General features: G+C 40.7%; 10 protein-coding genes. 8 read left to right on the top strand and 2 right to left on the bottom strand.

The window, feature by feature from the left end:
- The first annotated feature begins 262 nt into the window (after positions 1–262).
- From mutL to ACPPVU_RS03670, 6 genes are all read left to right on the top strand, one after another.
- Positions 263–2,122 carry a DNA mismatch repair endonuclease MutL gene (mutL, locus tag ACPPVU_RS03645; RefSeq protein WP_426670340.1) on the top strand — a complete coding sequence of 620 codons (1,860 nt, stop codon included), beginning with the start codon at positions 263–265 and terminating at the stop codon, positions 2,120–2,122.
- A gap of 24 nt (positions 2,123–2,146) precedes the next feature.
- Positions 2,147–2,866 (top strand): rhomboid family intramembrane serine protease, encoded by a 720-nt coding sequence (locus tag ACPPVU_RS03650; protein ID WP_426670341.1) that lies wholly within the window; start codon positions 2,147–2,149, stop codon positions 2,864–2,866.
- A gap of 31 nt (positions 2,867–2,897) precedes the next feature.
- Positions 2,898–3,770 carry a rhomboid family intramembrane serine protease gene (locus ACPPVU_RS03655; protein ID WP_426670342.1) on the top strand — a complete coding sequence of 291 codons (873 nt, stop codon included), beginning with the start codon at positions 2,898–2,900 and terminating at the stop codon, positions 3,768–3,770.
- Positions 3,760–4,869: an endonuclease/exonuclease/phosphatase family protein gene (locus ACPPVU_RS03660; protein WP_426670343.1), complete on the top strand. Its 1,110-nt coding sequence runs from the start codon at positions 3,760–3,762 to the stop codon at positions 4,867–4,869. Before ACPPVU_RS03655 ends, ACPPVU_RS03660 begins: the two co-directional genes overlap by 11 nt.
- Positions 4,870–4,971: 102 nt before the next feature.
- Positions 4,972–6,435 (top strand): cysteine--tRNA ligase, encoded by a 1,464-nt coding sequence (gene cysS / locus ACPPVU_RS03665; RefSeq protein WP_426670344.1) that lies wholly within the window; start codon positions 4,972–4,974, stop codon positions 6,433–6,435.
- A 155-nt stretch (positions 6,436–6,590) separates the two neighbouring features.
- On the top strand, positions 6,591–7,457 hold the full coding sequence (locus ACPPVU_RS03670) for a hypothetical protein (protein WP_426670345.1): 867 nt from the start codon (positions 6,591–6,593) through the stop codon (positions 7,455–7,457).
- A 61-nt stretch (positions 7,458–7,518) separates the two neighbouring features.
- Here the strand turns inward: ACPPVU_RS03670 and ACPPVU_RS03675 are convergent, their stop codons facing one another.
- Together ACPPVU_RS03675 and ACPPVU_RS03680 are read right to left on the bottom strand one after the other, a co-directional pair.
- Positions 7,519–8,481: an AAA family ATPase gene (locus tag ACPPVU_RS03675; protein ID WP_426670346.1), complete on the bottom strand. Its 963-nt coding sequence runs from the start codon at positions 8,479–8,481 to the stop codon at positions 7,519–7,521.
- Between the two features lie 15 nt (positions 8,482–8,496).
- A complete protein-coding gene (locus ACPPVU_RS03680; RefSeq protein ID WP_426670347.1) occupies positions 8,497–9,993 on the bottom strand; it encodes a peptidylprolyl isomerase in 1,497 nt (498 codons plus the stop codon).
- Between the two features lie 128 nt (positions 9,994–10,121).
- Between ACPPVU_RS03680 and ACPPVU_RS03685 the strand changes: the two genes are divergently transcribed.
- Together ACPPVU_RS03685 and ACPPVU_RS03690 are read left to right on the top strand one after the other, a co-directional pair.
- Positions 10,122–10,634, top strand: coding sequence for a hypothetical protein (locus ACPPVU_RS03685; RefSeq protein WP_426670348.1), 513 nt, complete (start codon positions 10,122–10,124; stop codon positions 10,632–10,634).
- A 2-nt stretch (positions 10,635–10,636) separates the two neighbouring features.
- A complete protein-coding gene (locus ACPPVU_RS03690; RefSeq protein WP_426670349.1) occupies positions 10,637–11,221 on the top strand; it encodes a non-canonical purine NTP diphosphatase in 585 nt (194 codons plus the stop codon).
- Position 11,222: the final 1 nt, after the last annotated feature.

Raw genomic sequence — 11,222 nt, forward strand, 5'->3', positions numbered from 1 at the left:
ATACAATTATTATATTATTAAGTTGTGGTAACAAATTTTTACTAATTCTAAGTCTTTCTTTTTACGTTTTGCTCATTAAAACTGTTGACGTTGACTGACCGCTTTCGGCTTAAATTGTCACGCTTTTATAATAATGAACGACTTACGTTAACATAATACATATACAACAATTGAAAGATAAAGTTATGCAGCCAATTAATTAATTTAGCATCGAATATGATCCGCCCGCTAACAGGGCGGACGGAGAGAAGGGGAAATTTAAATGCCAGATATAATTCAGCTTTTACCAGATTCTGTGGCTAATCAAATAGCTGCTGGAGAAGTAGTGCAACGACCTGCATCAGCTGTTAAAGAACTGGTTGAAAATGCGATAGATGCCGGTGCCGATAAGATACAATTGATATTAAAAGATGCCGGGAAATCACTGATACAAGTGATAGACAATGGCTGTGGTATGAGCCTTACCGATGCCCGTATGAGTTTTGAACGGCATGCTACTTCAAAAATACGCAAGGCTGAAGATCTTTTTGCGATACGTACTATGGGTTTCCGGGGTGAAGCAATGGCCTCAATTGCTGCTATTGCGCATGTGGAGTTAAAAACGCGCCGGCATGAGGATGAACTGGGCACCTGTATTATAATAGAGGGCTCGGAAGTATTGAGTCAGCAGGCATGCTCAGCTAATACCGGGACAGCCATATCCGTCAAAAATTTATTTTATAATACACCTGCACGCCGGAACTTTTTGAAAGGTAACCCGGTGGAAATGCGACACATTGTAGATGAGTTTCAGCGTGTAGCTCTGGCTAATCCGAATATATTTTTTACCATGCACCACGACGGGCAGGAAGTTTACCATTTACCGGCGACCGCACTTAAACAACGCATCGTTCATTTATTTGGCAATACTTATAACCAGCGGCTGGTTCCCGTCGAAGAAGATACTTCGATCATCAGGCTCCACGGTTATGTGGGCAAGCCAGAATTTGCGCGTAAAACGCGTGGCGAGCAGTTCTTTTTTGTAAACAACCGTTTTATACGCGATGCTTACCTGAACCATGCCGTGCTAACTGCTTTTGAAGAGTTGTTGCCGGATGAAAGTTATCCGTTGTATGTGCTTTTTATTGAGATCGACCCCTCAAAGATCGATATCAACGTGCATCCCACTAAAACGGAAATAAAATACCAGGATGAAAGATCCATATATGCTATTATCCGCTCCGCAGTAAAACGTGCGCTCGGCAAATATAACATTACGCCTACCCTTGATTTTGACCAGGAGAACAGCATTGGCCATTTAATAACATCAAAACCGCTGGAACAAATAGTGCAGCCAACTATTGCCTTCAATCCCGATTTTAACCCTTTTGCTGCCGAAGTAAAGAAAGCAGACCGGGAAATCTCTTTTAGGCAGAATGCGGGCGAACATCAGCGTACTGCTATTCCGCAAAATTGGGATACGTTGTATGAGATCAGCAAAAGGGAAGAGCAGGCGCAACAAGAAATGCATACCGAAAGTACGATATCCGTGCAGGAGCAGGAGGTAAGCAAATCAAGCGAACGACAGTTGTTCCAGATACATGGTCGGTACATTCTATCGCAGATCAAATCGGGTTTTATGCTCATCAGCCAGCAATCGGCACATGAGCGTATTTTGTATGAACGCTTTTTGCAGCAACTGGACAATCATTCGGGTACCAGTCAGCAAAGCCTGTTCCCGCAATCGGTTACCTTGCAAAGCAGTGATTTTGAATTATTGAAAGAGCTTTTGCCAGATATTCGGGCTTTAGGTTTTGATATCCGCGAGTTTGGTAAGAATACAGTTGTGGTTGAAGGTATCCCCGCCGACCTTAGCAATGTGGCCGAACATACCTTGTTGGAACATTTACTGGAGGGCTTTAAAAATAACCTGGCTATTTTAAAGTTAGATAAACGCGATAACCTGGCCCGGTCGCTTGCCCGCAATGGAGCTATTAAGACCGGTACGAAATTATCACTGGAAGAAATGAATTTACTGATCGATCAGCTTTTTGCCTGCCAGATGCCTAACCTTGCACTCAATGGTAAGCCGGTGATCAGTACTTTTACATTAAATGAATTAGCCGAACGATTTGAAAAATAAAATTATTAGCATTACACTAAATCTATGAGCGCATACAGGCAATCACCTTTCTCCAATTTAACACCGGTTGTAAAAAACCTCTTGATCATCAATATTATCTTTTTCGTTGCCACATTTATACTGCGCAATACTTTTGATATGGATAAGTGGTTAGCGGTATATTATTTTAACTCTCCGCAATTCAAGCTATGGCAGATTATCAGCTATATGTTTATGCATGGCAATATCGGGCACATATTTTTTAACATGTTCGCTTTATTCATGTTTGGACCGATGCTTGAATACAGTATAGGATCACAACGTTTTTTTAATCTGTATTTTATTTCCGGTATCGGAGCAATAGTTATTCAAATGCTGGTGCAAGCCCTACAGGTACATGCGATAACGGGCGGGATCACTATATCGCATCCTGAATTAGAGTCATCATATACAGCCTATGGTCCACTTGCTCAAAAATTATATGATATTTATAACATACCGGTCGTTGGCGCTTCGGGGGCAATTTTTGGTTTGTTGGTAGCATTTGCAATGCTATATCCAAACCTGGAAATGATGATACTTTTCATTCCTGTTCCAATCAAAGCAAAATACATCATACCGGTATACATATTAATTGAATTATGGCTTGGGGTTGGTCAGTACGGTGGCGATAATGTAGCCCACTTCGCCCATTTGGGTGGTGCGCTGTTTGGTTTTATTATGGTAAAATTTTGGCGTTTACAACGACCGAACAACTATTTTTAGTTCTATTGCGTTATTATTATTATATTGATCTATGAATACGCTTTGGCAAGATATCCGTATTAAAATGTTACACTCGGGCAGTAGGCTGGGACTGCTCATCGGTATTAATATTATTATTTTCCTGGCCATTAATATACCTGGTGTATTAACATGGGCATTTACCGGGCATAATCTCGTATCAGGTTATGCTTTTGATTATCTTGCATTACCGGCCTATTTCCCCAAACTACTTTCCCGTTTCTGGACACCGTTTACCTATATGCTGATGCATGATGGCATACTGCATATTTTTTTCAATATGCTATGGCTATACTGGATAGGACAAATATTTGAAGAGTACCTGGGTAAAAAGCGCACCATCGGTTTGTATATATTCGGAGGGTTAACAGGCGCGTTGTTTTTTGTTCTGGCATATAATTACCTGCCTGTATTTGCCAATTCAGGAGCTGCAGAAGTAAACACGGTAGTGGGTGCTTCTGCAAGTGTAATGGCTATCATTATTGCTACCGCTACATTACTTCCTGATTACACGATAAGCATGATGTTTATCGGTCCGGTAAAGCTAAAATGGATTGCCATATTTTATGTGATCCTCGATTTTTTATTGATTGCCGGGCCAAATGGCGGGGGCGAGATTGCTCACCTTGGGGGGGCCTTATTCGGCTTTATCTATATCAAACAACTGCAACGCGGTCACGACTGGATTGGCGCCATAAACGGCATCTTCAAACCAAAGTCAAAATTGAAAGTTGCTACTAAAAATTCGGATAGAAATTCAAACTCCAAGCCGCGACAAGAGGAAATAGACCGTATCTTAGACAAAATTTCGCAAACAGGATACGATAGCCTGAATAAACAGGAAAAAGAGATACTATTTCGCGCCAGCAAGGATAATGAAGGCTAAAAAGAACCTAACTTTTATTGACAAGGTATTTCTTTGGATAAATATTCCCCTGGGTATTGCCCTGCTTATCAGTTACCTGGCGCCAATAACCAATCCTGAAAAATTTTGGGTCATCGCTTTTTTTGGGCTCGCCTATCCATTTTTGCTTTTCGGTAACCTGATTTTTATTGTTTATTGGCTGATACGTAAAAGCAAATGGGTGCTATTGTCAATAATTGTGATTGGCATCGGGTGGAAGATTCTGAATAAAAACATCGGTCTCCGTTTTCCGCAAATGTATAGTCGTGCAGCTAATCCGGATATGCTACGGATAATGACTTACAACGTTCATAACTTTAAACGTTATGGTGAAAAAAACGATGTTTCGACCAAGCGCGAAATATTGCAGATTATATCAGACTACTCACCCGATATCATCGGTTTACAGGAATTTTACACACGCAACCGCGGTCAGTATGATATGATGGATTCTGTTCAAAGGATATTAAAGTCTAAACATTATTTTTTTGAGTCTGTGGCTTCCAATAAGGATGAGGCCATGGGAATGGCGATATTCTCAAGGTTTCCGATAGTTGCTCATGGGCTAATACCTCTGGCAGATCGCAAAAGCGAAAACCAATGTATCTATGTGGATATCAAAAAAGGCGCAAAAATTATCCGCGTGTATAACGTCCATTTGCAATCGATCCGTTTCGACCCGTATGATTACCGTTACATTAGCAATATAACCGAGCAGGGAAAGCCGGAAGTTAGTTCGGCCAAACGATTGGGCGGTAAGTTAAAGATCGCCTTTTTAAAAAGGAGCGAGCAGGTGTTTAAGATAAAATCTCATGCTGATTCCTGTACTTATCCATATATCATCTCGGGGGATTTTAATGACACCCCAGCTTCATTCGCGGTAAACCAAATGAGTAAAGGATTAAAAAATGCCTTTTGTGAAAAAGGTTCGGGTCTGGGACGAACCTACAATGGAAACTTCCCTAATTATCAAATAGATTATATTATGACCAGCAAACAGTTTGATGTGAAGGGTTATAACATCATCGAAAAAAAGCTATCTGACCATTACCCGGTGTGTAGTGAGCTGGTGCTCAAATAAGATAAGTCAACCTACTGTCAAAAGCTATATCCAATACAAAGGTTTTGGGATTTAACCAAACGGATATAAGCTTAAAATCGAAAAAATCGTAAGTTTGCCGACATGGAACAAAGCCTGTTCGTTTACAATACTTTAACAAGGAAAAAAGAAAAATTTGCAGCATTAAACCCGCCACATGTGGGTATGTATGTTTGCGGGCCAACCGTATACAGTGATGTGCACCTGGGTAACAGCCGCACTTATATTTCATTCGACCTGATATTCAGGTACCTCACTCATTTGGGTTACAAAGTACGTTATGTACGTAATATAACCGATGCAGGGCACCTGGAAGGTGATGCCGGTGATCAGGGTGAAGATAAGATTTCAAAAAAAGCTAAGCTGGCTCAACTGGAACCAATGGAGATCGTGCAGAAGTATACGATAGGCTTCCACGATGTAATGCAGATATTTAATGTATTGCCACCAAGTATAGAACCTACGGCAACCGGTCATATTATTGAACAGATAGAACTGGTGAAACTGATACTGGAGCGTGGATATGCCTATGAAATAAACGGATCTGTTTATTTTGACGTAGAGAAATATAACCAAACCCAGGATTACGGTATCTTGAACCGCCGGAATTTGGAGGACCTGATAAATAACACACGAGATCTGGGCGGTCAGGATGAAAAGCGCGGAAAGCTTGATTTTGCACTCTGGATAAAAGCAAAGCCCGAGCACCTGATGAAATGGCCTTCGCCATGGAGTGTAGGCTTCCCGGCCTGGCATTTAGAATGCTCGGCCATGAGTAATAAATATCTCGGTCAGCATTTTGATATTCATGGGGGGGGTATCGATCTGATGCCTACGCACCATACCAATGAGATAGCGCAAAATGTTGCTGCCTGCGATAAAAATCCGGCTAATTACTGGGTGCATGCCAATATGCTGACTGTAAACGGTCAGAAGATGTCGAAATCACTGGGTAATAGTTTTTTACCTTATGAACTATTTACCGGTCAGAACTCTATATTAAGTAAAGGCTATAGCCCGATGACGGTGCGCTTTTTTATATTACAAGCACATTACCGCAGTACACTTGATTTTGGTAATGAAGCAATGGAAGCATCTGAAAAAGGCTTTAAGCGTTTGATGAATTCATTTACCTTAATGGACAGCCTGCAGGCATCCGGTAGTACGGATGTGGAGATAGCACCCTTATTGCAACGTTGCTATGATGCCATGAATGACGATTTTAATAGTCCGGTATTAATTGCTGAGTTGTTTGAAGCATCGCGTATCATCAATACAGTATATGATAGCAAAATGAAGATCGACGCCAAAAACCTGGAGCTTTTAAAGCAACTGATGAATGATTTTATCCTTGATATTTTAGGATTAAAGAATGAGCAAGCTGCAAATGATGACCTGCCAAAAGTATTAGACATGATTGTGGAATTGCGTAATGGGGCAAAAGTAAACCGTGATTATGCCACATCTGACAAAATAAGAGATGGCTTGCAACAAATTGGTTTCCAGCTAAAAGACGGGAAAGAAGGGACTACCTGGAGCAAAATTTAAATTTGTTTAAAAACATAATTATTAAACTTTTGTACTTTAACCATGGCAAAGCCGTTAATTAAAGCGGTATAAAATTTAAACAATGTCTAATGGGTAACAACTCCGGCATTGCAATTAACTTTTATTATTAATATTGCCCAAAACCTGTTATAAGAATGAAACAATTAATATTAGTTGCTACTATACTTATTGGCTTCCAGGAGTTAGCCTTAGCACAAACAAAACCTGTTGAAGTAAATACAGTAATAGAAGCCGAACATGCTTTTGGCAAGCAGGTTGAACGCAAGGGCATAAAAGAAGCTTTTTTATCAGTGACAGACCCGGAGGGTATCGTATTTAAACCGGATGTGGTTAAAATAACAGACTTTTATAATTCTATAGATAAACAACCCGGCACCTTAACCTGGGAACCAAAGATTGCCCGCATCTCTGCTAATGGTGATCTGGCCTTTACAGCTGGTCCGTATTTATACCAAAATGGGAAAGGTGAGGATGATAAAGTTTATGGTGATTATGTTTCAGTATGGCGCGCCGATGCAGATAATAAATTAAAATTGCTGATAGATCTTGGTATTCAGCATCCTGAGAGCGGACAGGAGCAATTAACCGATTTTAAAGATCCTGATCCATCTAAACGTGTTGCGCCAAGCAAGGATCCATTTAATGGCCGCAGCATTATTATAGGAACTGATAAAATTTTCAATCACGAACTGACTGTTTCGGCATTGGCTACATACAAAGAGTTTCTAAGCCCAGAAGCACATTATTATTTTCCTGGTTTTGACCCGATCATAGGCCAGGACAAGATCATGAAGTTTATCGATAATGAAGCGATCAGTATAACTGCCGAAACTGTTAACGTAGGCCGCTCAACCAGTAATGATCTGGCTTATAGCTATGGCCGCGCCCGCATAAAAAAGGGAGAGTTCGTAAGCAATTATAACTATGTGCGTATCTGGGAAATAGATAAAGAGCACAAATGGAACGTATTGCTTGAAGTATTCTCAGCAGTAGAGCAATAAATTTATCATCAGTCATTGGTCACTAGTCATTAGAGATGAAGAAAAAGTCAACTAATGACCATTACAACAATCTGGTAATAATATCATCAGCTGATAGGCCTTCTGCTTCAGCATGGTAGCTGCGTATAATACGGTGTCTTAAAACAGGTTTGGCAACTGCTTGTACATCCTCAATATCCGGCGAATATTTGCCGCTGATAACTGCATGACATTTTGCTCCTAAAATTAAAAATTGTGATGCACGCGGACCAGCTCCCCAGTTAAGCAAGCGCTTCACTTCAGCCGAAGCCAAATCACTGCCCGGGCGTGTTTTTGAAACCAGTTTAACGGCATATTCCAATACATGGTCAGTCACAGGGATATTTCGTACCAGCTGCTGAAAATAAATGATCTGTTCGGCATTCAGTACCTTTTTCACATCAGGAACTACGGAACTGGTGGTATTCTTTACAATTAACAGCTCTTGCTGTAATGTTGGATAATCCAATGATACATTGAACATAAAGCGGTCCAATTGCGCCTCTGGTAACGGATAAGTTCCTTCTTGTTCGATTGGGTTTTGGGTAGCCAGCACAAAGAATGGCTGCGCCAATTTATGAGTAGCGCCAGCAACAGTAACCGCTTTTTCCTGCATGGCTTCCAGCAATGCTGCCTGGGTTTTTGGGGGTGTGCGATTTATTTCATCCGCGAGGATGATGTTTGAAAAAACAGGACCCGGAATAAATTTAAAATTTCTATCCTCACCCAGGATCTCAGAACCGATGATGTCGGATGGCATCAGGTCGGGGGTAAATTGTATTCTGCTAAAATCCAGGTCTAAAACCTGTGCAACCGTTTGTACCAGTAAAGTTTTTGCCAAACCGGGTACGCCAACCAAAAGGCAATGCCCGTTGCTGAAAATAGAGATTAGCACCGATTTAACCACCTCATCCTGTCCGATGATCACCTTGCCGATTTCAGAAAGAATATGCTTGTAGGTACCCCTCAAGGCATCAGCAGCTTCCACATCTGTGCGGTGTTGCATATTGTTATTTAAGGTTTATTTAATTTGTGCTGCCAACGGTGTATTTGCCCATCCATTTAATAGCGGGCATGTTTTGTACTCAGGGTCGATCTTGATGAACGTTTCTTTTCTCCTTTTTTCAAACCACTCGCTTACCGTTCTGTTGATCTTATCGTTTAATGCGGCTTCTTTTAATTTCGGAAAATCTTGTTTTAAGTTAGCCTTGTGCGCATCGGTAGCAGACTTCAGAAAAAATATTTTATAACTTTTTTTACCACCCTGATCAGCAATAAGTTGTGGCTTTGATATATGTCCAACTTTCATGGTATCAACAATAAGGGCAATCTGCGGGTCAAGTTTATCAGTAGGAATATACGTTGTGCGTGTTTCCACATTATCCGCATTCAGCATCATACCGCCATTAAACTTGGTATCCTTATCGTCAGAATAAAAGGATGCTGCAGTTGAAAAATCATTCATCTTGTTTTTGATCAGCAGATCGTAAACGCTGTCTGCCTTAGCTTTTGCACGATCAAGGCTGGGCTGCGTAATAACCGGCATCACCAGGATATGTCTTACATGCACTTGCTCACCACGGCGCTCAATTACCTGCAGAAAGTGGAAACCAAACTCTGATTCAAAAACGGGTGATATCTCACCTGCCTTAAGCTTGAATGCCCAGGCAGCAAATTCCTTTACGAATGTGTTACGATCTGCAAAGCCCAGGTCACCCCCATCGGGTGCCGAACCAGTATCTTGCGAATATAGACGTGCCAGCGTACCAAAATCTTCTCCCTTTTTCACCCGATCATAAAGTTCCTGAGCTTTTTCCCTGGAAGCGTCTTTCTCTTCTTTGTTCAGCTTCGGAGCAATTTGTATTACGCCTATTTCAACTTCTTTATTATAGGTTGGCAAACTGTCTTTTGAAATTTTGTTATAAAATTTTTCAACTTCAAGCGGAGTAACACTTATCTTTTCAGTTATTTGTCCACGCATCTTGCTCGCTATCATGTTCTCTTTGATATCCGGGCGCAACTCATCCTTGTACTGGATAGTTGACCTTCCTAAAAATTGTTCCAATCTTTCCTGTCCGCCAGCCCTTGAGATCATACCACGCATTCTGCGGTCCAATTCGTTGTCTACCTCGTCATCTTTTACAGTAACGCTATCGATCACTGCCTGTTGAGCCAGTAATTTTTGGGTCATTTGATTACGTAAAATAATGCATTTGATCGATGGATCGGGCTGGTTACCAGAAGCCAGGTAATTAGCGTATTGTAACTCAATATCTGATTGAAGAATAATACTGCTACCCACTACACCGGCAATTTTATCCAATGTATGTTTCGGGCCTGTAGAAACCACAACAGGAGTGGTGTCTGGCTTAATTACTTTAGCCACTGCTTTTGATGAAGTATCCACCTTGCTTGGTAATACCAAAGGTTTTAGTGTAGTATCAGGTTTGTTTGTCTGAGCTACTGCTATGGATATGGTTAAAATTGTAATTAAAAGGACTGTCCCAAACTTTCTCATGAATCTTTTATATGGTGCAAAATATGCAAAAGTGCAAATTTATAAATAATCTGTATATTAATATTTTGTGCGAATATGCTGATAAACGCTCAAACAATTAGCTATTTTTGGTTAAAATTTGTTAAAAAGTGAAAGTTGAAGACCCAAGTGCGCTACGTTTTATACTCCAGGATGAACTTTACCTGCTCGAAGAAGACAAACCCAACTATATTACCGATAACAATCGGATCGCGGCGCCTGAACCTCAGATAGAAACGTCACAAATTACTTTTAATTATCTGGGTTCGAATAAAAAAAACTTCCTGGTATTGGTGCATTACCCAAGGCACGAATTTATTGCGGACGACCACCTTGCTGCATTAGAAAGTGTGCTTAACCGGAAGGACCATACACGTGACGATGTGGCCATATTTAATACAGCAAAAAATGTTGCTGCTTACAATGCTATCAAAACTCATTTTAATCCGCAAACAATACTGATACTCGGCCAGGAATCTATCCCCGAAGGGATAAAACAAACGCAATTTAACCGCTTTGAAAATCATGATGGCTTAAATATTTTATACACCTTTAGCTTTGATGCCATGATGACCAGCACCGAGAATAAAAAGGCGTTCTGGGAGCAAATGAAGACTTTATAATTATGCCTTTACAATTAGTTTTTGCTACTAATAACCGTCATAAACTGGAAGAGGTTGCTGCCAAAATAAACGACGAAATCCAGCTTTTAACACTTGAAGATATCGGTTGCAAAGAAGATATAGAAGAAACTGGTTCAACCTTTAAAGAAAATGCAAGCATAAAAAGCCATTTTGTGTATGATAAATACCATCTGAATTGCTTTGGGGATGACAGCGGACTTATTGTAGATGCATTAAATGGTGAGCCCGGAGTTTACTCTGCCCGCTACGCCGGTGAGCATGGCAACCATGCCGCTAATATTGCTAAAGTGTTAGACAAGCTGAAAGGTGTCGAAAATAGAAGAGCTCGATTTAAAACGATCATCTCGTTAATCTGGAACGGCAATGAACATTTTTTCGATGGCACAGTTGAAGGTACTATCCGGCATCAAATTACAGGCAATGGCGGTTTTGGGTATGATCCTATATTTCAACCGGATGGCTATGATATCACTTTTGCCGAAATGACAATGGAAGCAAAAAACAAGATCAGTCATCGGGCGAGGGCGATGGAAAAACTGATCTCGTTTTTAAATAGTCATCAATAAA

Origin of the sequence: Mucilaginibacter sp. McL0603, from assembly GCF_049992945.1 — a bacterium.
Lineage (GTDB): Bacteria > Bacteroidota > Bacteroidia > Sphingobacteriales > Sphingobacteriaceae > Mucilaginibacter.

Bases quoted from the DNA above. Each gene is read 5' to 3' on its own strand.
- mutL (WP_426670340.1), top strand. From the start codon at position 263: ATGCCAGATATAATTCAGCTTTTACCAGATTCTGTGGCTAATCAAATA.
- ACPPVU_RS03680 (WP_426670347.1), bottom strand. From the start codon at position 9,993: ATGAGAAAGTTTGGGACAGTCCTTTTAATTACAATTTTAACCATATCC.
- ACPPVU_RS03670 (WP_426670345.1), top strand. From the start codon at position 6,591: ATGAAACAATTAATATTAGTTGCTACTATACTTATTGGCTTCCAGGAG.
- ACPPVU_RS03675 (WP_426670346.1), bottom strand. From the start codon at position 8,481: ATGCAACACCGCACAGATGTGGAAGCTGCTGATGCCTTGAGGGGTACC.
- cysS (WP_426670344.1), top strand. From the start codon at position 4,972: ATGGAACAAAGCCTGTTCGTTTACAATACTTTAACAAGGAAAAAAGAA.
- ACPPVU_RS03660 (WP_426670343.1), top strand. From the start codon at position 3,760: ATGAAGGCTAAAAAGAACCTAACTTTTATTGACAAGGTATTTCTTTGG.
- ACPPVU_RS03690 (WP_426670349.1), top strand. From the start codon at position 10,637: ATGCCTTTACAATTAGTTTTTGCTACTAATAACCGTCATAAACTGGAA.
- ACPPVU_RS03650 (WP_426670341.1), top strand. From the start codon at position 2,147: ATGAGCGCATACAGGCAATCACCTTTCTCCAATTTAACACCGGTTGTA.
- ACPPVU_RS03655 (WP_426670342.1), top strand. From the start codon at position 2,898: ATGAATACGCTTTGGCAAGATATCCGTATTAAAATGTTACACTCGGGC.